The following is a 19,846-nucleotide window of genomic DNA, read 5'->3' as shown; positions in this document are numbered from 1 at the left end:
GGCTCCAACATGCGCTTTCCCGATGCCGACGTGACCACCCTGGACCTGATCCGCCACGGCGAGCCGGTGGGCGGCCGCATGCTGCGCGGCACCACCGACCACCCCCTGAGCGAAAGGGGCTGGCAGCAGATGCGGCGCGCCACCGAGGCGCTGATGGTGAATGGCGAGCCCCCCTGGGACGCCGTCGTGACCTCGCCGCTGTCGCGCTGCCGGGATTTCGCCCTGTGGTTCGGTGAGCACCACGACCTACCGGTGATCACCGAGCCCGCGCTGGCCGAGATGGCCCTGGGGGAGTGGGAGGGCAGGACCCACGCCCAGGTGCGGGCCGCCGAAGAGGGTGAGGACCGCCAGGCGGCGCTGTGGGCCGACCCCAGCCTCACCTCTCCGCCCGGCGGCGAGACGCTGGCGGCCTTCGATGCGCGGGTCGGCGACACCTGGCAGGCGCTGCTGGCGGCACCGCCGGGGAAGCACCTGCTGGTGGTCTGCCACCTTTTCGTCACCAACGCGCTGCTGCACCAGGTGCTGGAGCAGCCGCTCTCCCGCGCCCTCGCCTTCGACCTGCCCTACGCCGCCACCTGCCGCATCCGCCATGAGCGCCACGCCCTGGGCGAGACCAGCCTGGTGGAGTGGATCGGGCGCTGAGCCCTGTCAGCGAGCGCGTGACGCCATGGCTTCGCCGCGCTCGCCGCCCACGCTGCGCAGCAGGCAGACGATGGCCAGGGCACCCGTCAGCGCCGGGAGCAGGAAGCCCACCGCGTAGCTGCCCGTGAGCCACAGCAGCAGGCTGAACAGCGCGGGCCCCACCAGCACGCCCATGTAGGTGAGCACCAGCACCGCGGCGGTCGCCTCGCCCACCTCGCCGGGTTCGGCACGCCGGGCCACCTCGGCCAGGTAGACACCGTTCCAGCCCACCGAGGTGCCCCCGGCGACCACCAGCAGGGTAATCACCAGCCAGGCGGGCAGGAGGCCGCCCAGCAGGGCCAGGAGCAGGAAGACGCCCGCGATGACGGTGGCGAGGCCGAACAGCACCGGCATGCTCGCCCCCAGGCGGTCGGCCAGGGCGCCCCAGCCCAGGCGCCCCGAGACACCGGCCAGATGGACCAGCGAGACGACCGCCCCGGCGGTGACCAGCGACAGCAGCAGCGACTCGACCATGTAGGCCACCGCGAAGCTCAACAACGAGAGCTGGGCCGCGGACAGGCAGAAACCCGTGGCGCCCAGCCAGCGCATCGAGGGGTCGTGCCACAGCACCGCCAGGCTGCCGGCGCGCTGCATGCGCGCCGATGGATCGCGGGTGGCATCCCAGAACACACGGCGGGCCTGGAGCAGCACCAGGGTCGCCAGGCTGGCCCCACCCACCGCCAGGAAGGCAGCCTGCCAGTCCCACCGCGATGCCAGGGGCGGGGCCAGCAACCCGGCCAGCACGCCGCCCAGCGGCACGCCGGTCTGCTTGATGGAAAAGATGAGGTTGCGCCGCTCGGGGGGAGTGAAGCGGATGAGCAGCTCGGCCGCCGCGGGGCTGGTCAGCCCGTAGGCCAGGCCGAGCAGCAGGGTCGTGGCCAGCAGCCCCCACAGCGTGCCGACCAGCGCCAGGAGACAGCCGCCCAGGACCAGCCCCATGGCCAGCTGACTGGCCCGGCAACCGCCCAGTCGCCGGGCCACCACCGCAGACTGAAGGGAGGCCAGCATCGCCACGCCGTAGAGCAGGCTGACCTGGAGCCCCACCAGGCCGGTGGCCACCCCCAGGGACGCAGCCACCTGCGGGGCCAGGGTCGGCACCAGCAACATCGCGCCGCTGCACAGCACCTGGACCCAGGTGGTCGCCGCGAGCACACGCCAGCCTTCCCCGCGGGAGGGCATTGGCGAGGCATCGTGGGGCGAGGCAGGCATGGCGGGCTCCGGCGTCGGCTAAACCGTTAGCCTACACACAGTTCTCCCGATGCCGCCAACACCAATGGCGAAGGCAGCCTTCGCCATCGGATCGTCCTACCAGGGCAGCGGCTCGCCGTTGCTGTGCCAGAAGCCGCCGGTGGTTGCCAGGGTCAGCGCCGCGATGCGTTCGGCGATGCCCGCGGCCGCCTCCTCGGGGGTGATCATGCCCCCGAAGTTGACCATGCGGGTCTGCACAAAGCCCGGGTGGAGCTGGGCGACGGCGATGCCGCGGGGCTTGAGGTCCATGGCCAGGGACTTGCCGAAGGCGTTGAGTGCCGCCTTGGAGGCACGGTAGCCGTAGCGACCGCCGGAGTCGTTGTCGGCGATGGAGCCCATGCGGCTGGTGATATTGGCCACCTTGCTGCCCTCCCCCAGGCAGCCGAGCAGCGCCTCGGTGACGCGCAGCGGCGCATAGGCGTTGACCTCCATCTGCGCGCGGATGGAGTCGAAGTCGAGCTCGCCCAGGCGCTCGTCCCTGAGCAGGCCGGCGTTGTTGATCAGCAGGTCGAGGCGCTGACCCTCCAGTTCCACGGCGAGCCGGGCGACGTCCTCGGCACGGGTCACGTCGATGCCCTCAATGACCCGGGCGGCCACCTGCTTGAGCTCGGCGGTGTCATCGCCGCTGCCGCGGCAGACGCCGATCACCTCCCGGCCGGCGTCCGCATAGTGGCGGGCCAGGGCAAGGCCGACGCCGCGGTTGGCGCCGGTGATCAGTACGGTGGAAGACATGCTGGCTCCTTTGGACGTTGCAGAGGTTGTACAAATTAGAGATGGCGCTGGATAGCGGGACTTCAAGGCCACCGACCTTGTTGACATGGCATGGTCACCAAAAGGTCAGCAGGCTGTCACCGATCCCGGGGATGATTGCCCCATGACAGTTCCACGTCAGCGGCTACGCTGTGGGGAATACGGCAGCCTCGGCCTGCCAGCGCCATCGGTATCGGGACCCCCAATGAGCCACGACAGCCAGCAACGCATTCGCCTCGAAGCGGTCAGCAAGCACTGGGGCGAGACACCTGCGGTCGACGCCATCTCCTTCGATGTCGCGCCGGGACAGTTCGTGATCCTGCTCGGCCCCTCGGGCTGTGGCAAGTCCACGACCCTGCGCATGATCGCCGGACTCGAGCAGGCCTCGTCGGGGCGTATCCATATCGGTGAACGCGATGTGACCCGGCTGCCCCCGGGCGATCGCGGCATCAGCATGGTGTTCCAGTCCTATGCGCTCTTCCCGCACCTGGACGTGGCCGACAACATCGTCTTCGGCCTGCGCAGCCGCAAGGTGCCCAGGGAGGAACGACGGGAGCGCCTGCAGCGGGTCGCCGAACTGGTCGATCTCGGCGCCTACCTGGACCGCAAGCCCTCCCAGCTCTCCGGCGGCCAGCGCCAGCGGGTGGCCCTGGCCAGGGCGATCATCTCCGAGCATCCCATCTGCCTGATGGACGAGCCGCTCTCCAACCTGGATGCTCGCCTGCGCGGTGAGATGCGTCGCGAGATCAAGGCGCTGCAGTCGCGACTGGGCATGACCGTCGTCTATGTCACCCATGACCAGGTCGAGGCCATGAGCATGGGCGACCGGGTGATCCTCATGCATGACGGTCGCATCGTGCAGGACGCCAGTCCGGATACCCTCTACAACCGCCCCGCCACCGCCTTCGCCGCGAGCTTCATCGGCAGCCCGGCGATGAACCTGGTGCGCCTGGTGGCCAGCGGTGAGGCGGCCGTGATCGACGGAGAACCGGGTGCGGCCGTGGCCCCCATGGAGGCCGCGGGAGGCCAGCTGGGACTGCGCCCCGAGGATATCTCGGTGCTTTCCCCCCGGGCCCCCGGGCTGCCCGCCAGGGTGATCGACGGCGAGTACCTGGGCGCCGACACCATCCTGCGCCTGGCCGTGGGCAACCAGACACTGCGTGCCCGGCTGCCCGGCAAGCAGCCGCTGGTGGAGGGCCAGGCCTGCCGCCTCGGCTGGGCCCCCTCGGCGGCCCACCTGTTCGGCCGGGACGGCGCACGCCGGGACGACCTCACCCCCCTGCCAGTTTCCGCGGCCGTCGGCCGCTCCTCGGGCGAAGGCGGACACAGCGCGTCGCCTCCATGCTCCGGCACTCCCCCGGGCATCCCATCGTGAACACAGGAGCCATGTCATGCGTGTACGTCTCTCCTTCCCCCTGACGGCCCTGGCCGCCGGCCTGCTGGCCGCCGGTCCCGTCACCGCCGACGACCCGGTCGAGCTGACCCTCTACTACCCCATTGCCGTGGGGGGGGCCCTCACCGAGGTCATCGACGGCCTGGTCGACCAGTTCGAGGCCGAGCATCCCGATATCAGCGTGGACGCCATCTACGCCGGCAACTACGACGACACCCGGGTGCGCGCCATGTCGGCCATCGAGGCCGGCGATGCCCCGCAGCTCTCGGTACTGTTCTCCATCGATCTCTACGAACTGCTGGAACAGGACGCCATCATCGCCTTCGATGAGGTGGTCGAGACCGATGAGGAGCGCGAGTGGCTCGACAGCTTCTATCCCGGCCTGATGGAGAACGGGCAGCTGGATGGCATGACCTACGGCATTCCCTTCCAGCGCTCCACCATCGTGCTCTACTGGAACAAGGACGCCTTCGAGGCCGCCGGCCTCGACCCGGAAACGCCACCGGAGACCTGGGAGGACATGGCGCGCATGGCCGCCGCGGTGCGCGACGCCTCGGGCGGTGACCAGTGGGGCGTGATGGTCCCCTCCACCGGCTACCCCTACTGGATGTTCCAGGCCTTCGCCTTCCAGAACGGCCACCGGCTGATGAGCGAGGACGGCACCGAGGTCTACTTCGACGACCCCGCCGCGATCGAGGCCCTGGAGTACTGGGTCTCGCTGGCGACCGAGCATGAGGCCATGCCCGACGGTGCCATCGAATGGGGCACCCTGCGGCAGAACTTCATCGAGCAGTCCACGGCGATGATCTGGCACACCACCGGCAACCTCACCGCGGTGCGCAACGAGGCCGACTTCGACTTCGGCGTGGCCATGCTGCCGATGAAGACCCAGCGGGGGAGCCCCACTGGCGGCGGCAACTTCTACCTCTTCAAGGATGCCGACGAGGCGGAGCAGCGCGCCGCGATGACCTTCATCCGCTGGATGACCGACCCGGAGCGGGCCGCCGCCTGGTCGATCGAGACCGGCTACATGGGGGTGAGCCCCGCCGCCTACGAGACCGAGGCACTGCGAGACTATATCGAGAGCTTCCCGCCGGCCGCCGTGGCCCGTGACCAGCTGGAGCACGGCACCGCCGAGCTCTCCACCTACCAGGGTGGCCGGGTGCGCCGGGCGCTGGACAATGCCGTGCAGGCGGCCCTGACCGGGCAGATGGCACCCGCCGAGGCGCTGGCACAGGCCCAGCGGGAAGCCGATGCGGCCCTGCGGCGCTATGCCCGTTGAGGTAGGGCGAGGGGGACCTCGGCAGGGCCCCCGGGGCGGCGGCTGCCGCCCCGGGGACTCGGGTGAACAGGGAGCGCCGACATGGACAGGATGAACGCCCGGGTTCGCATGCAGCTCTATGGCGCCCTGCTGCTGCTGCCGGCCGCCGTGCTGCTGGCCACCTTCGCCTACCTGCCGACCATCGCCACCCTGATCAACAGCCTGTTCCTGCCCGGCTTTCGCGGCGCGCCGACGGAGTTCGTCGGGCTGGAGAACTACCGGCTGCTGGTCGAGGACAGCACCTTCTGGCGGGTGGCACGCAACAACCTCATCTATGCGCTGGGCACCATCCCCACCTCCATCGCCCTGGCCCTGGCCATGGCCCTGTTCGTGAACGCCCGCCTGCCGGGACGCGGCTTCGTGCGCATGGCCTATTTCACCCCGACCATCCTGCCGATGATCGCCGCGGCCAACATCTGGATGTTCTTCTACGCCCCGCAGATCGGGCTGTTCAACAAGCTGCTGGGCGCCCTGGGGCTGTCCGGCGTGAACTGGCTGGGAGACCCCAGCGTCGCGCTCACCTCGGTGATCGTCATGACGGTCTGGAAGGAGGCCGGGTTCTTCATGATCTTCTATCTCGCGGCCCTGCAGGGCATGCCGCCCGAACTCAGGGAGGCCGCCGACCTGGAAGGCACCAGCCGCTGGAGCTTCTTCTGGCGGGTGACCTTCCCGCTGCTGATGCCGACCACGCTGTTCGTGCTGATCAATGCGCTGATCAACGCCGTGCGGGTCGTGGACCACCTGTTCATCCTCACCAAGGGCGGGCCCAACAACGCCACCAACCTGCTGCTCTACTACGTCTACGAGAACGCCTTCTCGTTCTTCGACCGCACCTACGCCGCCACCATCACCGTGGTGATCCTGCTGGTCCTGGCGATCGTGGCCACGGTGAAGTTCTCCATCCTCGACCGCAGGACCCACTACCAATGAGCCGGACCACCGCCCCCCTTGCCAGGCGGCCGACCGCGCTCCGCCTGCCCGGCCTGGAGACCCTCGCCGCCTGGCTGCTGGCGATCGTCTGGATCTTTCCGCTGCTCTACGCGGTGTGGGCCGCCTTTCACCCGCCGGCCTTCATGGTGCGCTTCGACCTGTTCGCCCCGCTGACCCTGGACAACTTCGCCAACGCCTGGGCCCAGGCCCCGTTTGCCCGCTACTACCTCAACACCTTCCTGCTGGTCACCGGCGTCGTGCTGGCACAGTTCGTGGTCTGTACCCTCGCCGGCTTCGCCTTCGCGCGCTTCCCGATTCCCGGCAAGGACTTCCTGTTCATGCTGGTGCTGATCCAGCTGTTCGTCTTCCCCGAGGTGCTGATCGTCGAGAACTACCGGATCGCCAGCACCCTCGGGCTGGTCGACACCATCACCGGCATCGGGCTGCCCTATGTGGCCAGCGCCTTCGGCATCTTCCTGCTGCGCCAGACCTTCAAGACCATTCCCCGCGAACTGGAGGATGCCGCGCGGATCGAAGGCTGCGGCTGGATGGCGATCCTGCTCAAGGTCTATGTGCCGCTGGCCAAGCCCACCTACCTGGCCTACGGCCTGGTCTCGATCAGCCACCACTGGAACAACTTCCTGTGGCCCCTGGTCGTCACCAACTCGGTGGAGAGCCGCCCCCTCACCGTCGGCCTCGGGGTGTTCTCGGCGCCGGAGACCGGCGTCAACTGGGCCACCGTCAGTGCCGCGACCCTGCTCAGCATCGCCCCGCTGCTGATCGCCTTCCTGCTGTTCCAGCGACAGTTCGTGCAGTCCTTCCTGCGCTCCGGGATCCGCTAGCCCGCCCCCGGAAAGCCCTCGGGAGGGGTGCCTTGCCATAAAGAGTACCTATTTGGTACTCTTTCGCCGTCTTCGCCGCTGTGCCTCGTCCAGCCAGTGCAGTGTCCCGGGATTCACCATGCAGAGCAATCCAGAAAAGCACCTCGCCACCCGCCGCGTCACCCATCTTTCCCTGGCGGTCAACAGCATTCTTGGGGTGGCCAAGATCATCGTTGGCTGGCTCGTCGGCTCCGCGGCCCTGGTGGCGGACGGCCTGCACTCCTTCTCCGACCTGGTCACCGACGGCTTCGTCCTTGCCGCCTCCCACTACGGCCACCAGGGGCCGGATCACGACCACCACTATGGCCACGGCCGCATCGAGACCCTGGCCACTCTCTTCCTTGGCAGCATGCTGATCTTCGTGGCCGGCGCCATCGTCTGGTCCAGCGCAGAACGGCTGGTCACCTCAGCCGAAGTGCCACCCCCGGGTTACTGGGCCATCCTGCTCGCGATTCTGGCACTGCTGGCCAAGGAGTGGCTGTTTCACATCACCCGCCGGGTAGCACAACGCATCGGTTCGAAGATGCTGGAGGCCAACGCCTGGCATCACCGCAGCGATGTGCTCTCCACCGGGGTGGTGCTGGTGGCCCTGGTCGGCACCCAGTTCGGTGCCTCCTGGATTGACACCCTGGCGGCGATAGTCGTGGGGCTGCTGGTCGGCAAGGTGGGCTGGGACCTGCTGTGGGAATCGGGCCGCGAACTGGTCGATACCGCCCTGCCGGTATCGCAGCAGGAGGCGATGCGCGAGGTGGCCCTGGGCGTGCCGGGGGTGGCGGGTGTCCACGACCTGCGGACCCGCCAGTCGGCCGGCCGCACCATGCTCGACCTCCACGTGGTGGTATCGCCGCGGATCAGCGTGTCGGAGGGCCACGAGATAGGCAACGAGGTGAGCCGCCGCCTGCGCCAGGCCTACCCGGCACTGACCGACCTGACCTTCCACGTCGACCCGGAAGATGATGCCGGCGAGGGCGACCCCAGCCGCTTCCCGGGCCTGCCGCTGCGCCCCGAGGTGGAGCGGGCCCTGGCGCGGCGCTGGTCCGGCCTGCCCGAATGGCACTGGCTGCTCGATCTCGACCTGCACTACCTGGAGGGATCCGTGACCGTGGTGGCCTGCCTCGACGAGCACGCACCGCTGGAGAGTGACGCGACGGCGCAACGGCTCCAGCGCGCCGCCGCCGACCTCGCCTGGTTCTCCCACGTGGAGATCTGCCGCCTGGCGAGCCCCCGCTCTCGCCAAGGATGACATCCCCGCCCCGGACAGCGACAATGGCGACCCCTTCGGCGACCCTCCTGGCGACTCCACCGGCATGAGCGACCCCCTGCGTATCCTCCACCGTGACGAGCACCTGGTAGCCGTGCACAAGCCGGCCGGGCTGCTGGTGCACCGCACCGCCCTGGCCCGCGGTGAGCGCGACTTCCTGCTGCAGCGGCTGCGCGACCGGCTGGGGCAGAGGGTCTACCCGGTACACCGGCTCGACCGCCCCACCTCGGGGATCATGCTGTTCGCCCTCTCGCCGGCGGTCGCCGCCCGGTTGACCGAGGCCTTCACCGAGCGCCGGGTGGCCAAGCGCTACCTGGCGGTGGTGCGCGGCATCGGCCCCGAGACCGAGCGGCTCGAATATCCCTTGCGGGAGGAGGACGGCAGCCGCCCCAAGGCCGAGATGCCCGCCATGGAGGCGGTGACCGAGGTGCGACGGCTGGACAGCGTGGAACTGCCGGTACGGGTGGACCGCTACCCGAACAGCCGCTATTCGCTGATGGAGGCGCGTCCGCTGACCGGGCGCCGCCACCAGATTCGCCGCCACCTCTCCCAGCGCGGCTACCCGATCATCGGCGATGCCAAGCACGGCAAGGGCAACCACAACCGCTTCTTCGCTGAGCACCTGGACGCTCCCCGGCTGCTGCTGGCCGCGGTCGAGCTGGCCCTCGTCCACCCGATGACCGGGCAGCCGTTGCGGCTCCAGTGCGCCCTGGACGCCACCATGTCGGCACTCCTGGAGCGCTTCGGCTGGGCCGGCCACCTGCCGCGGGACGCCGTGCACCAGGCCCTTCCCGATCTCGAACCCATGAGCTGACAGCGACCGCCATGACCGACCTGCCCTTCTCCTCCGCCGCCGTCGTCCACCAGGACACCGTCGAGACCGACGACCACGCCCTGCGCTTCGGCGGCATCCGACGGCTCTACGGCACCCGCGCCGTCGAGCGCTTCCGCACCGCCCACGTGGTGGTGGTGGGCGTCGGCGGCGTGGGCAGCTGGACGGTGGAGGCCCTGGCACGCTCCGGCATCGGCCGGCTCACCCTGATCGACCTGGACGACGTCTGCGTCTCCAACGTCAACCGCCAGCTCCACGCCCTGGACGGCACCATCGGCCGGCCCAAGGTGGAGGTGCTGGCCGAGCGCTGCCGCGCCATCCAGCCCGGCATCGAGGTGAGGGAAGACATTGCCTTCGCGACCCCCACCAACCTGGCCGAGCGGATCCCCGAGGACGCCGACCATGTGGTGGATGCCATCGACAGCGTGGTGGCCAAGGCGGCGCTGATCGCCTGGTGCAAGCGGCGCAAGCTGCCGATCACCGTCACCGGCGCCGCCGGGGGCCAGACCGACCCCACCCGTATCCGGGTCGCGGACCTCGCCCGCACCGAGCACGATCCGCTGCTGGCCAAGGTGCGCTCGCGCCTGCGCAGGGACTTCGGCTTCTCGCGCAACCCGAAGCGACGCTTCTCGGTGGAGTGCGTCTACTCCGACGAACAGCTGGTCTACCCGGGCAGCGACGGCGAGGTCTGCCTGCAGAAGCCGGGCAGCGGCGAGGCCACCCGGCTGGACTGCGCCTCCGGCTTCGGCGCCGCCACCTTCGTCACCGGCAGCTTCGGCTTCACCGCCGCCTCGCGGGTGTTGGCCCGGCTGGCCAGGCGGGCCGCGGCCGACACCCCGGCGTCCTGAGCCCCCCCCTTTCTCCCGACACCCGAGGAGCCCGCCATGCCCCGCCCGCTTCCCGTTCCCGGCATCTACGCCCACTACAAGGGCAACCGCTACGAGGTCCTCGGCGTGGCCCATCACAGCGAGACCGAGGAGCCGCTGGTGGTCTACCGCGCCCTCTACGGCGACTACGGCCTCTGGGTGAGGCCGCTGGCCATGTTCACCGAGACGGTGGAGGTCCAGGGCGAGCCGGTGCCGCGCTTCGCCCTGGAGAAGGCGTTCTGACGCGCCCTACCTCTGGCCGCGGTGGGCCCACCCCGTCATGCGCTTTTCCAGCAGCGCAAACAGCTCGTACATCACCATGGCCATGGCGCTGATCACGATCAGCCCGGCGAACACCAGCGACATGCGCATCTGGGAGCCGGCGCTCATCATCAGGTAGCCGATCCCCTGGTTGGAGGCCACCGTCTCCGACACCACCGTGCCCACGAAGGCCAGGGTGATGGCGATCTTCAGCGAGGCGAAGAAGTAGGGCAGCGAGCGTGGCAGCCCCACCTTGAGCAGCACGTCCAGGCGACGCGCCCCCAGCACCCGCAGCACGTCCTCCAGCTCGGGCTCCAGGGTGGCGAGCCCCGTGGCCACGTTGACCACGATGGGGAAGAAGCAGATCAGGAAGGCGGTGAGGATCGCCGGCACCGAGCCGATGCCGAACCACACCACCAGGATCGGCACGAAGGCCACCTTGGGGATGGCGTTGAAGCCCACCAGCAGCGGATAGCAGGCATGGTAGAGGAAGCGCGACGAGCCGATGATGAGCCCCAGCACCAGCCCCACCGCCACCCCCAGGCCGAAGCCTGCCATGGTGGTCCAGAAGGTCTGCCAGGAGTGCATGCCGATGGGCCCGGCGAAGGTGACCAGGGCCTGGGCGGTAGCCGAGGCGCTGGGGAAGATGAAGGGCGGGACGTCGAACAGCCTGACCGTCGCTTCCCAGACCAGGATCAGCGCCAGCACGGCGACCCAGGGCGCCAGACGCTCGCGCCATCTCGTCTGCGTCGTCATGAGCGCACCTCCCCGCCGCTGCGGATATCACCGATTCGGGAGCGAAGCGCCTGCACCAGGGTGGTGAAGGATGCCTCAAAGGTCATTTCCAGGGGACGTGGGCGAGGGAAGTCGATGGGCCGAGCCTCGAGGATTCGCCCCGGACGACGGCTCATCACGTAGACGGTATCGGCCAGGAAGGCCGCCTCGCGCAGATCGTGGGTGACCAGCACCACGGTGAACCGCTGGGCCTCCCAGAGGTCCCGCAGGACGCACCACAGCTCCTCCCGGGTGAAGGCGTCCAGGGCCGCGAAGGGCTCGTCGAGCATCAGCAGCCTCGGCCGATGGATCAGCGCGCGACAGATGGAGGCACGCTGCTGCATGCCGCCGGAGAGCTGCCAGGGATACTGCTCCTCGTAGCCCTCGAGGCCCACGGTGCGCAGCAGCTCCCGGGCCCAGCCCTCGAACTCCGTGCGACGGCGGCGAAACTGCCGCCGGTAGGGCTCGACGATCTCGAGGGGCAGCAGCACGTTGTCCAGGGTGGTGCGCCAGGGCAGCAGGTTGGCGCTCTGAAACGCCATGCCGCAGATCTTCAGCGGGCCGCTCACCGGCTCGCCGTCGACCCGCACGCTCCCCCCGGTGGGGCCATGCAGGCCGGTACAGAGCTTCATGAAGGTGGACTTGCCGCAGCCCGAAGGGCCCACGAAGGCCACGAACTCGCCCTCCTCGATGGAGAGCGAGATATCCTCGATGGCGTTGCCGCTGCTGTCGTAGGCCAGGCTGACCCGATCGAAGTCGACAAACGCCATGCTCAGGGCGCCTCCGGCAGGATCATCCGCGCCTCCCGGGGCGGCAGATAGTCGGCGTTGAAGACCTGCGCCGGGGTCGGCACCGCGGGCAGATCATAGGCGTCGGCCACCAGCTGGATGGCGTTGGCCAGGCGCGCCTCGTCCACCGCCCCCACGCCGTTGGCCCGGGCATCCGGGGTGTCGATCACGCTCTCGATGGCCAGCTTCAACCGCCGCGTCTCCATGGCCACGTCGATCAGGCCGTCCCGGGCCAGTACATAGTCGATGGCGCCATCCGGATCGGCCAGGGTCTCGGCCAGGGCACGGTTGAAGGCCCGCAGGAACCCCTCCACCGCCTCGGGGTTCTCCTCGGCAAAGGATTCGCTGGTGATGATGGCGTTGCCATACAGCGGCACCCCATGGTCGGGGAAGGGCAGGATGGTCAGCGCCTCCTCGCCCATGCCGCGCCCCTCGAGGTTGAGCAGGCTGGTGAAGTAGAAGCCGGTGATGGCATCCACGTCGCCGCGCACCAGCAGGGTCTCGCGCAGGGTGGGATCGACGTTCTGCCACTCGACGTCATCGGCCTCGAGGCCGTTGGCGGCGGCGAAGATGCCCCAGGCGCGGTAGCCGGTGTCGAAGGCCGGCGCGGCCAGGGACTTGCCGACCAGGTCCGCCGCGGATTCGATGCCGCGATCCCGGCGGGCAAAGACGGCCGCCGGCGTACCATCGTAGACCACGTAGACCCCCTGGATGCCGGGCCCGTCGGGGTTCTCGGCCAGGAATTCCACCAGGGCGTTGAGGTCGCCGAAGCCCATCTCGTAAGCCCCCGACGCCACCCGGTTGATGGCACCTGCCGAACCGCTGCCGGAGTCGACCTGGACATCGAGCCCCTCGTCGGCGAAGTAGCCCCGCTCCACCGCCATCAGGAAGGGGGCGGACGGCCCCTCGAAGCGCCAGTCGAGCTGGAAGCGGATACGGGTCTCGTCGGCCAGGACGGCGCCGGACAGGACGAGCCCGGCAAGGGAGAGACCGAGCGTGCCGGCCGATAGCCCGGCACGGCGGAGTGGGAAACGGCTCATGGGAGATACCCTCTCGCTGGTTGTTGTGATTGTTGTCATGCAGGAAGCCTGCCAGCCCGGCATCCTGACCGACAGGTCAAGGCCAGGGGCCACGACGGGGCAGCCTCTCCCCGCGCCCGGGCACCATGACGGCACGGCACGCCGGAGGCTATGCACCAGCGTAGAACATCCACGGACTTCGGGTCCCGAGGGGCCCAACGCGGACCGGCGCCACTGGGGGCGCCGGTCGAGATGCGAGGTGAAGGGGGGATCAGGAGGGGGCGCTTACTCGTCGCCGGCTTCCTGCATCTGCTTGAGCATGTAGTTCTCCAGGCCGACCTTGTCGATCAGGCCGAGCTCGGTCTCGATATGGTCGATATGGTCCTCCTCGTCGGCGAGGATATCCCGGAACAGGTCGCGGCTGACGTAGTCCTTGACCTGCTCGCAGTAGGTGATCGCCTCGATGTAGTCGGCGCGGCCCTCGTGCTCGATCTTGAGGTCGCACTCGAGCATCTCGCGGACGTCCTGCCCGATGTTGAGCTTGCCCAGGTCCTGCAGGTTGGGAATCCCCTCGAGGAAGAGGATGCGCTCGATCAGCTTGTCGGCGTGCTGCATCTCCTCGATGGACTCGTCGTACTCCCACTTGGCCAGCGCCTTGAGGCCCCAGTCCTTGTACATCTTGGCGTGCAGGAAGTACTGGTTGATCGCCACCAGCTCGTTGCCCAGCGCCTTGTTGAGATGCTCGATGACCTTGCTGTCGCCTTTCATGGACTCACCTTTGACTGTGGTCGGGGAAGTGTGACTTCAGCTTGGCATGCCGGAAACGGCATTGCCAGGCACTGCCGACCAGTCTAGCGCGATCTGACGAAAAGCCAATGAAATCAGTTAAATGACAACGAAAGCGAGAACGGTCTCGATTCCGTGAGTGTTGGGGAGGGGAGCGGTCACACTGCGTAGGCGAGGTCCTCGGCGCCGACCATCAGCTCGGCCTTCACCGCCTCGCGGGTGATGCTCTTGCCCTGGGAGGCGCACTTGCCGCACTGGGTGCCGCAGCCGGTCTCGTTCTGTACCTCGCGCCAGCTGCGGGCCCCGTCCTCGACGGTCTGGCGGATCCGGTGGTCGGAGACCCCCTTGCAGAGACACACGTACATGAACATCACCTCGCTGCGGCTGACAAGGTTAATGTAAATGATTCGCATAGGCCCCTGCAAGCGGGAAGCGACCAATATCTGATCCGGGTCAATCTCCCGCGCGGCACGCCTCCTACTTCGCGGGTTTCGGCAGCACCACCACCCGGGTAGCGGAGACGATATCCCCCCAGCTGCGCCGCTCCCGGTCGACGAGGATCCACAGGTAGCCGAGCCCGAAGGCCGCCAGCGAGAGAAGGCCGACCAGGAAGCGGACCAGGGCCTGCACCGGGGTGATGGAGCGGCCATCAAGGGTCTGGACGCGCAGCCGCCAGGCCTGCATGCCCAGGGTCATGCCCCCGCGGGTCCAGGAGAAGGCCAGGAAGGCGAAGGCCGCACCCAGCAGCAGCAGCTGCAGCGACAGCCCCCAGAGCGGGCCGGCGCCCACCTGTTCGGCGGAAATGCCCAGCAGCTGGCGGCCGATCGTCAGGTGCAGGCCGGCCACCAGGATCCAGATCGCGGCAATCAGGAAGCTGTCGTAGAGCATGGCGCCCAGGCGGCGGGCGAGCCCCGCCGGCCAGACATCGTCGAGGTTGCCGAAGCGTCGTTGCATGGAAAGCTCCTGGTGTCAGCCGGTGCGCCTGAGCAGGTAGAGGCCGAGGCCCGCACAGATCAGGGTCGGGGCCAGCACCGCCCAGGCCGGCGAGAAGCCGAACACCGTGGAGGCCGGCGCCAGCAGGTCCTGCAGGTACTTGAAGGAGAGGCCGGTGACCACGCCGTAGAAGACCCGGGTGCCTGCGGCCACGGTGCGCAGCGGCCCGAACACGAAGGAGGCAGCCACCAGCACCAGGGAGCCCATGGTCAGCGGCATCAGCATCTTCTGCCAGAAGTGCAGCAGGGGCTGGGTCGCCGCCTGCCCCTGGTCCTGCAGGTAGCGGGCGTAGGCCCACAGCTCGCTGGGGGCCTGGCTGCTGATCGGACGCAGCAGCCGGGCGAGCTGGTCCGGCGTCAGGCGGGTCTGCCAGGCCAGGCTGGCGTGATGCTCGACCTCGGTGCGCTCCTCCTCGAAGCGCGTCACCGCCACGTTCTCGAGCCGCCAGCCGCCGTCGCGCCAGACGGCCCGCTCGGCGCTCACCGCCTCGCGCAGGGTCTGCCCCTCGAAGCGGTAGCGGGTCAGGTCCAGCACGGTGTCATCGGCGCGGATGGCGCCGAAGCGGTAGAAGCTGTCGTCCTCGCGCTGCCAGCCGCCGCGCTCGGTGACCACGGCGCCGGCCCCCTGGATCTGCTCCAGGCGCCAGGCGGCGGCGAACTGCTCGGTGCGTGGCGCCACGTACTCGGCCACCAGCAGCACCACCACGATCACCAGGATGATCGGCTTCATCGCTCCCCAGAGGATGCGGGTCAGCGAGCGACCGGCGGCCCGCATCACCGTCAGCTCGTTGCTCGACGCCATGCTGCCCAGCCCGATCAGGGCGCCGATCAGCACGCCCACCGGCGCATACTGGTAGAAGCGCCAGGGCAGCCGCATTCCCAGGAAGAGCAGCACCTGGAAGGCACCATAGTCGCCCTCCACGTCGTCCAGGTCGTTGATGTAGGTGATCACCAGGTCGAGGCCGAGCAGCACCACCTGCACCACGATGATCGCGGCCAGGACGTTGCGGGCCAGGTAGCGGTCGAAGCGATCGGCGATCATCCGCTCATCCCCTTGCGCTGGGCGCGCACCATCATGGCCAGCCCCAGGCCGAGGAAGCCGGCGTGGATCGGCCACATGCCGATCGCGGCCGGCAGGCTGCCGCGCCCGATGGCGTCCAGCGCGGCGAGCAGCAGGCTGAGGTAGGCCACGTGCAGGAAGATCGCCGGCAGCAGCTTGGCGAAGCGCCCCTGGCGAGGGTTGACCCGCGACAGCGGCATGGCGAGCAGGGTGAGGATGAAGACCATCAGCGGCAGCCCCAGCCGCCACTGCAGCTGGGCCTGGGCGCGCGGCGACTCGTCCCCCAGCAGGGCGCCGGTGGTGGCGTACTCGGGCGAGTCGAGCTCGCGACTTTCACCGGCCTGGGAGAGACGCACCGCGTAGGTCTCGAAGGTCAGCCGCTCGGCCTGGTGGCGGCCGGGATCGACGCTGTAGCGCTCGCCGTCGGCGAGCACCAGGAAGCGGCTGCCGGTCTCCTCGTCACGGGTCTGGTAGCCGGCCTCGGCGCGGGTCACCACGCTCTCCGGGGTCCCGTCGCTGCGTCGCTGGCGTTCGCTGATGAACACCTCCTGCATCAGGCTCTGGTCATCGCTCATGGCGGCCATGTAGGCGGTTCGCCCGCTGCCGAAGTCCTGGAAGCGCCCCGGCGCCAGTGCCGAGAAGTCCAGCTGGCTGCGCTGATCCTCGAGCATCACGGCGTTGTACAGGGCCCCCGCCGGGGTCAGCCACAGGCTGCACAGCGCCACCAGCACGGCCACCACCGCGGCCGGCACCAGGCTCACCTGCAGCAGCTTGTTGGGGCTGGTGCCGCAGGCCACCAGCACGGTGATCTCGCTGTTGAGGTAGAGCTGCCCGTAGGCGAGCAGGATGCCGAGAAAGAACGCCAGCGGCAGGATCAGCTCCAGGAAGCCCGGCAGGTGGAACAGCATCAGGGTGCCGAGGATGCTGGCGGGAATCTCGCCTTCGGCCGCATCCGAGAAGTAGCGGATGAAGCGGCTGCCCATGATCACCAGCAGCAGGACACCGGCGACGGCGGCCATGGTCAGCAGGATCTCGCGGGTCAGGTAACGGAAGATGATCATGCAGCGTCTGCCATGCAATGGGGCCATGCCTTCGGTACACTGGAACGACACGGCAACGTGCCGGCATTATCCAGAATCCCCCCTCGCTTGTAACCCCAATTGCCAGTAACCCCAACGCTTGTCTTGTGGAGACGTCATGGAATTCCCAGTTCAGACGGGTAACCCCGCCAAGGTCGAGTCGCCCTGCCTCGTGATCCCGGTGTTCAAGGACGGCGACCTGCTGCCCGCCGCCGCGCGCCTGGATGACGCCAGCGAGAAGCTGATCGGCCAGCTCATCGAGCGCGGCGACTTCGACGCCAGGCTGGGCAACGTGCAGATGATTCCCTTCGCCCCGGGCCTCGGCGCCGAGCGCCTGCTGCTGGTGGGCCTGGGCGAGCGCGACAAGTGCCAGGAGGGAGCCTTCCGCAAGGCCCTGGACGCCGCCTTCACGGCGCTGGCCGGCCTGCCGGTGGACGCCTGCGCCGCCGCCTTCACCGACGTGCCGGTGCCGGACCGCAGCTGTGCCTGGAAGGCCCGCATGGTGGCCGAGGCGGCCCGGCGTGCCGTCTACCGCTTCGACGAGTTCAAGTCGGAGAAGGCCCCCGCGCCGCGCCTGGCCGAGGTGGCCCTGCTGGTCAGCGAGGGCGGTGACGCCGAGGCGGCCCGCGAGGGCGCGCGCATCGGCAGGGCCGTGGGCGAAGGCGTCAGCTACACCCGCACCCTGGGCAACCTGCCGGGCAACGTCTGCACCCCGAGCTACCTGGCCGAGCAGGCCGAGGCGCTGGGCCGGGCCTCGGGCGGTGTACTGGAGGTGGAGATCCTCGACGAGGAGGCCCTGGAGGCGCTGGGCGCCCACAGCCTGCTCTCGGTGGGCCGTGGCAGCGAGCAGCCCTCGCAGCTGATCGTGATGAAGTACCAGGGCGCCGACAACCCCGACGAGGCGCCCCACGTGCTGGTGGGCAAGGGCATCACCTTCGACACCGGCGGCATCTCGCTCAAGCCCGGCGAGGCCATGGACGAGATGAAGTTCGACATGTGCGGCGCAGCCAGCGTGTTCGGCACCGTCAAGGCGGTGCTCGGCATCCGCCCGAAGGTCAACCTGGTGGCCATCGTCGCCGCCGCCGAGAACATGCCCGACGGCCGCGCCACCAAGCCCGGCGACATCATCCGGACCCTCAAGGGCCTCTCGGTGGAGGTGCTCAACACCGACGCCGAGGGCCGCCTGGTGCTGTGCGACGCCCTCACCTACGCCGAGCGCTTCGAGCCGGCAAGCGTAGTGGACATCGCCACCCTCACCGGGGCCTGCATCATCGCCCTGGGCCACCACGCCACCGGCCTGCTCTCCAACGACGACGACCTGGCCCTGGACCTGCTCGACGCCGGCGAGGCGGCCTGGGACCGCGCCTGGCACCTGCCGCTGTGGGACGAGTACCAGGAGCAGCTCGACTCCAACTTCGCCGACCTGGCCAACATCGGCGGCAAGCCGGCGGGCACCATCACCGCCGCCTGCTTCCTCTCGCGCTTCGCCGACCAGTTCCCCTGGGCGCACCTGGACATCGCCGGCACTGCCTGGAGCTCCGGCAAGGAGAAGGGCGCCAGCGGCCGCCCCGTGGGCCTGCTGACCCAGTACCTGCTGGACCGCGAAAGCGATGCCGAAGTGGAAACCGAGGCGGAATAACGCCTCGCCCTTGCGTTTTTCCCGCGTCGCCTTTCTCATGTGGGACTGACGATGAATCCACGACCCGGGCCGGCCCTCGCCGGCCCGAGCTTCCAGTATCACCCCGGGGCCGGCACGCCCCGGGCGTAGCGGAGACCCCTTGCCGTGTCGAATGCCAGCTTCGAACTCCTGCCCAACTCCACCCCCACGGCCGACTCGATCCGTGAGGACATCCTCGCCAGCCCCGGCTTCGGCCAGTACTTCACCGACCACATGGCCCACGTGCGCTGGACCCTGGACGCCGGCTGGCACGGCCGCGAGGTACGCCCCTACGGGCCGCTGACCCTGGACCCCGCCGCCGCCGTGCTGCACTACGCCCAGGAGATCTTCGAGGGCATCAAGGCCTACCGCCATGCCGACGGCTCGGTGTGGACCTTCCGCCCGGAGAAGAACGCCGAACGCTTCCGCCGCAGCGCCCGCCGCCTGGCCCTGCCGGAACTCTCCGACGAGGACTTCATCGGCTCGCTCAAGGCGCTGCTGGCCCAGGACCACGCCTGGGTGCCGACGCCGAAGAGTGAGGCCGACGAGTGCAGCCTCTACCTGCGCCCCTTCATGATCGCCAGCGAGAAGTTCCTCGGCGTGCGCCCGGCCCAGGAGGTGGACTATTACGTGATCGCCTCCCCGGCGGCGGCCTACTTCAAGGGCGGCGTGGAGCCGGTCTCCATCTGGCTCTCCAGCCACTACAAGCGCGCCGCCCCCGGCGGCACCGGCTTCGCCAAGTGCGGCGGCAACTATGCCGCCTCCCTGGCTGCCCAGAAGGAGGCCAGCGAGCACGGCTGCGGCCAGGTGGCCTTCCTCGACGCCGCCGAGAACAAGTGGATCGAGGAACTGGGCGGCATGAACCTCTTCTTCGTGTTCCAGGATGGCCGCATCGCCACCCCGCGCCTCACCGACACCATCCTCGAGGGCGTGACCCGCGACTCGGTGCTGACCCTGGCCCGCGATGAGGGCCTCACCCCCGAGGAGCGGCCGATCAGCATCGACGAGTGGCGCGAGGCGGCAGCCTCCGGCGAGCTGACCGAGGTGTTCGCCTGCGGCACCGCCGCGGTGATCACCCCGGTGGGCGAACTGGTCACCGAGCAGGACCGCATCCGCCTGAAGGCGGACAGCGGCAACCCCGTGGCCAAGCGCCTGCGCACCAAGCTGCTCGACCTGCAGTACGGCCGCGCCGAGGATACCCACGGCTGGCTGACGCGGCTGGTGTAACAGTCAAGTCGCCGCGACGGGCCCGCTGGAGCGGGTCCGC

Annotated in this window: 21 protein-coding genes; 11 read left to right on the top strand and 10 right to left on the bottom strand. The window is 69.2% G+C overall.

Translation table 11 applies throughout. From position 1 onward, the window contains the following. The first annotated feature begins 9 nt into the window (after nt 1-9). On the top strand, nt 10-642 hold the full coding sequence (locus BDK63_RS11655; protein ID WP_183332117.1) for a histidine phosphatase family protein: 633 nt from the start codon (nt 10-12) through the stop codon (nt 640-642). Between the two features lie 6 nt (nt 643-648). Here the strand turns inward: BDK63_RS11655 and BDK63_RS11650 are convergent, their stop codons facing one another. Further along, nucleotides 649-1,890 carry an MFS transporter gene (locus BDK63_RS11650; protein ID WP_183332115.1) on the bottom strand — a complete coding sequence of 414 codons (1,242 nt, stop codon included), beginning with the start codon at nt 1,888-1,890 and terminating at the stop codon, nt 649-651. Between the two features lie 96 nt (nt 1,891-1,986). Next, nucleotides 1,987-2,661 (bottom strand): SDR family oxidoreductase, encoded by a 675-nt coding sequence (locus BDK63_RS11645; RefSeq protein WP_183332113.1) that lies wholly within the window; start codon nt 2,659-2,661, stop codon nt 1,987-1,989. Between the two features lie 223 nt (nt 2,662-2,884). Between BDK63_RS11645 and BDK63_RS11640 the strand changes: the two genes are divergently transcribed. The 8 genes from BDK63_RS11640 to BDK63_RS11605 all read left to right on the top strand — a co-directional run bounded on the left by BDK63_RS11640 (nt 2,885) and on the right by BDK63_RS11605 (nt 10,406). Beyond that, entirely contained in the window at nt 2,885-4,054 is a 1,170-nt protein-coding gene (locus BDK63_RS11640; RefSeq protein WP_183332111.1) for an ABC transporter ATP-binding protein, read from the top strand. 16 nt (nt 4,055-4,070) lie between these two features. Next, entirely contained in the window at nt 4,071-5,354 is a 1,284-nt protein-coding gene (locus BDK63_RS11635; protein ID WP_183332109.1) for an ABC transporter substrate-binding protein, read from the top strand. Nucleotides 5,355-5,435: 81 nt separating this feature from the next. Then, nucleotides 5,436-6,323, top strand: a complete 888-nt coding sequence (locus BDK63_RS11630) for a carbohydrate ABC transporter permease (RefSeq protein ID WP_183332107.1) — start codon at nt 5,436-5,438, stop codon at nt 6,321-6,323. Continuing rightward, nucleotides 6,320-7,165 carry a carbohydrate ABC transporter permease gene (locus BDK63_RS11625; protein ID WP_183332105.1) on the top strand — a complete coding sequence of 282 codons (846 nt, stop codon included), beginning with the start codon at nt 6,320-6,322 and terminating at the stop codon, nt 7,163-7,165. Before BDK63_RS11630 ends, BDK63_RS11625 begins: the two co-directional genes overlap by 4 nt. A 118-nt stretch (nt 7,166-7,283) precedes the next feature. Further along, nucleotides 7,284-8,447, top strand: a complete 1,164-nt coding sequence (locus BDK63_RS11620; RefSeq protein WP_183332103.1) for a cation diffusion facilitator family transporter — start codon at nt 7,284-7,286, stop codon at nt 8,445-8,447. A 64-nt stretch (nt 8,448-8,511) separates the two neighbouring features. Then, complete coding sequence (locus BDK63_RS11615; RefSeq protein WP_183332101.1) at nt 8,512-9,279, top strand: pseudouridine synthase; 768 nt, start codon at nt 8,512-8,514, stop codon at nt 9,277-9,279. A gap of 11 nt (nt 9,280-9,290) precedes the next feature. After that, nucleotides 9,291-10,145 carry a tRNA cyclic N6-threonylcarbamoyladenosine(37) synthase TcdA gene (tcdA, locus tag BDK63_RS11610; RefSeq protein WP_183332099.1) on the top strand — a complete coding sequence of 285 codons (855 nt, stop codon included), beginning with the start codon at nt 9,291-9,293 and terminating at the stop codon, nt 10,143-10,145. Nucleotides 10,146-10,181: 36 nt separating this feature from the next. Then, nucleotides 10,182-10,406, top strand: a complete 225-nt coding sequence (locus BDK63_RS11605; protein WP_183332096.1) for a DUF1653 domain-containing protein — start codon at nt 10,182-10,184, stop codon at nt 10,404-10,406. A gap of 6 nt (nt 10,407-10,412) precedes the next feature. Here BDK63_RS11605 and BDK63_RS11600 read toward each other — a convergent pair whose 3' ends face one another. From BDK63_RS11600 to lptF, 8 genes are all read right to left on the bottom strand, one after another. Further along, a complete protein-coding gene (locus BDK63_RS11600; protein ID WP_183332094.1) occupies nt 10,413-11,180 on the bottom strand; it encodes an ABC transporter permease in 768 nt (255 codons plus the stop codon). Beyond that, nucleotides 11,177-11,968, bottom strand: a complete 792-nt coding sequence (locus tag BDK63_RS11595) for an ABC transporter ATP-binding protein (RefSeq protein WP_183332092.1) — start codon at nt 11,966-11,968, stop codon at nt 11,177-11,179. Before BDK63_RS11595 ends, BDK63_RS11600 begins: the two co-directional genes overlap by 4 nt. A 2-nt stretch (nt 11,969-11,970) precedes the next feature. Next, nucleotides 11,971-13,026 carry an ABC transporter substrate-binding protein gene (locus tag BDK63_RS11590; protein ID WP_183332090.1) on the bottom strand — a complete coding sequence of 352 codons (1,056 nt, stop codon included), beginning with the start codon at nt 13,024-13,026 and terminating at the stop codon, nt 11,971-11,973. A 264-nt stretch (nt 13,027-13,290) separates the two neighbouring features. Beyond that, nucleotides 13,291-13,773, bottom strand: a complete 483-nt coding sequence (gene bfr / locus BDK63_RS11585; RefSeq protein WP_183332088.1) for a bacterioferritin — start codon at nt 13,771-13,773, stop codon at nt 13,291-13,293. A 176-nt stretch (nt 13,774-13,949) separates the two neighbouring features. After that, nucleotides 13,950-14,156: a (2Fe-2S)-binding protein gene (locus tag BDK63_RS11580; protein WP_183332086.1), complete on the bottom strand. Its 207-nt coding sequence runs from the start codon at nt 14,154-14,156 to the stop codon at nt 13,950-13,952. 112 nt (nt 14,157-14,268) lie between these two features. Continuing rightward, on the bottom strand, nt 14,269-14,745 hold the full coding sequence (locus BDK63_RS11575) for an RDD family protein (RefSeq protein WP_183332085.1): 477 nt from the start codon (nt 14,743-14,745) through the stop codon (nt 14,269-14,271). Between the two features lie 15 nt (nt 14,746-14,760). Continuing rightward, nucleotides 14,761-15,825 carry an LPS export ABC transporter permease LptG gene (lptG, locus tag BDK63_RS11570; RefSeq protein ID WP_183332083.1) on the bottom strand — a complete coding sequence of 355 codons (1,065 nt, stop codon included), beginning with the start codon at nt 15,823-15,825 and terminating at the stop codon, nt 14,761-14,763. Beyond that, a complete protein-coding gene (gene lptF, locus BDK63_RS11565; RefSeq protein WP_183332081.1) occupies nt 15,822-16,904 on the bottom strand; it encodes an LPS export ABC transporter permease LptF in 1,083 nt (360 codons plus the stop codon). The genes lptG and lptF overlap by 4 nt, the downstream gene beginning before the upstream one ends. A 136-nt stretch (nt 16,905-17,040) precedes the next feature. On the opposite strand from lptF, the gene BDK63_RS11560 reads away from it, so the two are divergent. Together BDK63_RS11560 and BDK63_RS11555 are read left to right on the top strand one after the other, a co-directional pair. Next, nucleotides 17,041-18,561: a leucyl aminopeptidase gene (locus tag BDK63_RS11560; protein ID WP_183332079.1), complete on the top strand. Its 1,521-nt coding sequence runs from the start codon at nt 17,041-17,043 to the stop codon at nt 18,559-18,561. Between the two features lie 144 nt (nt 18,562-18,705). Further along, nucleotides 18,706-19,806, top strand: a complete 1,101-nt coding sequence (locus BDK63_RS11555; RefSeq protein ID WP_183332077.1) for a branched-chain amino acid aminotransferase — start codon at nt 18,706-18,708, stop codon at nt 19,804-19,806. The last annotated feature ends 40 nt before the right edge of the window (nt 19,807-19,846 follow it).

The sequence above is a fragment of the Halomonas campaniensis genome (genome assembly GCF_014193375.1).
GTDB lineage: Bacteria > Pseudomonadota > Gammaproteobacteria > Pseudomonadales > Halomonadaceae > Halomonas > Halomonas campaniensis.
The sequence above is the reverse complement of the archived record's forward strand: the minus strand, read 5'-3'. Positions and strand labels throughout refer to the sequence as shown.

Excerpts from the sequence above, each read along its gene's own strand:
- BDK63_RS11560 (WP_183332079.1), top strand. The coding sequence starts at position 17,041 with ATGGAATTCCCAGTTCAGACGGGTAACCCCGCCAAGGTCGAGTCGCCC.
- BDK63_RS11575 (WP_183332085.1), bottom strand. The coding sequence starts at position 14,745 with ATGCAACGACGCTTCGGCAACCTCGACGATGTCTGGCCGGCGGGGCTC.
- BDK63_RS11580 (WP_183332086.1), bottom strand. The coding sequence starts at position 14,156 with ATGTACGTGTGTCTCTGCAAGGGGGTCTCCGACCACCGGATCCGCCAG.
- BDK63_RS11650 (WP_183332115.1), bottom strand. The coding sequence starts at position 1,890 with ATGCCTGCCTCGCCCCACGATGCCTCGCCAATGCCCTCCCGCGGGGAA.
- BDK63_RS11640 (WP_183332111.1), top strand. The coding sequence starts at position 2,885 with ATGAGCCACGACAGCCAGCAACGCATTCGCCTCGAAGCGGTCAGCAAG.
- bfr (WP_183332088.1), bottom strand. The coding sequence starts at position 13,773 with ATGAAAGGCGACAGCAAGGTCATCGAGCATCTCAACAAGGCGCTGGGC.
- BDK63_RS11635 (WP_183332109.1), top strand. The coding sequence starts at position 4,071 with ATGCGTGTACGTCTCTCCTTCCCCCTGACGGCCCTGGCCGCCGGCCTG.
- BDK63_RS11625 (WP_183332105.1), top strand. The coding sequence starts at position 6,320 with ATGAGCCGGACCACCGCCCCCCTTGCCAGGCGGCCGACCGCGCTCCGC.
- BDK63_RS11615 (WP_183332101.1), top strand. The coding sequence starts at position 8,512 with ATGAGCGACCCCCTGCGTATCCTCCACCGTGACGAGCACCTGGTAGCC.
- lptF (WP_183332081.1), bottom strand. The coding sequence starts at position 16,904 with ATGATCATCTTCCGTTACCTGACCCGCGAGATCCTGCTGACCATGGCC.
- BDK63_RS11655 (WP_183332117.1), top strand. The coding sequence starts at position 10 with ATGCGCTTTCCCGATGCCGACGTGACCACCCTGGACCTGATCCGCCAC.
- BDK63_RS11605 (WP_183332096.1), top strand. The coding sequence starts at position 10,182 with ATGCCCCGCCCGCTTCCCGTTCCCGGCATCTACGCCCACTACAAGGGC.
- BDK63_RS11600 (WP_183332094.1), bottom strand. The coding sequence starts at position 11,180 with ATGACGACGCAGACGAGATGGCGCGAGCGTCTGGCGCCCTGGGTCGCC.
- BDK63_RS11620 (WP_183332103.1), top strand. The coding sequence starts at position 7,284 with ATGCAGAGCAATCCAGAAAAGCACCTCGCCACCCGCCGCGTCACCCAT.
- tcdA (WP_183332099.1), top strand. The coding sequence starts at position 9,291 with ATGACCGACCTGCCCTTCTCCTCCGCCGCCGTCGTCCACCAGGACACC.
- BDK63_RS11630 (WP_183332107.1), top strand. The coding sequence starts at position 5,436 with ATGGACAGGATGAACGCCCGGGTTCGCATGCAGCTCTATGGCGCCCTG.
- lptG (WP_183332083.1), bottom strand. The coding sequence starts at position 15,825 with ATGATCGCCGATCGCTTCGACCGCTACCTGGCCCGCAACGTCCTGGCC.
- BDK63_RS11595 (WP_183332092.1), bottom strand. The coding sequence starts at position 11,968 with ATGGCGTTTGTCGACTTCGATCGGGTCAGCCTGGCCTACGACAGCAGC.
- BDK63_RS11645 (WP_183332113.1), bottom strand. The coding sequence starts at position 2,661 with ATGTCTTCCACCGTACTGATCACCGGCGCCAACCGCGGCGTCGGCCTT.
- BDK63_RS11590 (WP_183332090.1), bottom strand. The coding sequence starts at position 13,026 with ATGAGCCGTTTCCCACTCCGCCGTGCCGGGCTATCGGCCGGCACGCTC.